Origin of the sequence: Streptococcus mitis (assembly GCF_001579035.1) — a bacterium.
Taxonomy (GTDB): domain Bacteria; phylum Bacillota; class Bacilli; order Lactobacillales; family Streptococcaceae; genus Streptococcus; species Streptococcus mitis_J.
The window spans coordinates 1-329 of the sequence record NZ_KQ970340.1 but is presented as its reverse complement, the minus strand read 5'-3'; the positions used below and the strand labels follow the sequence as shown (position 1 = coordinate 329).

The 329-nt window shown below is 39.8% G+C and carries 1 protein-coding gene; it reads left to right on the top strand.

What is annotated here, in order from left to right:
- Positions 1-17 precede the first annotated feature (17 nt).
- On the top strand, positions 18-329 hold a 312-nt coding region (locus SMIDD26_RS10980), incomplete at its 3' end, for a hypothetical protein (protein ID WP_061440111.1).

Sequence of the window (329 nt, the reverse complement as noted above, 5' to 3'; positions counted from 1 at the left end):
AAAAAGGAGATTTTATTATGAAATCAAAAACACTTGCTTTAATTAGTGGTATCGTTGGTCTTGTGGGAGGAATTTTACTTCTTATTGGCCCATTTGTCTTGTTGGGAACAGCGGTAAATACAGCTGCTACAACTCTTAATGGAGGAGCTACTGCAGGGGCTGTTTCAGGTGTTGCCTTACTCTTGAATGCCTTGAAGATTGCAAATCTTGTTCTTGGTATCATTGCTATTGTTTACTATAAAGGAGATAATCGTGTAGGTGCAGCTCCGTCTGTACTAATGATTGTTTCTGGTGGAGTTAGTCTCATTCCATTCTTAGGATGGGTTGGG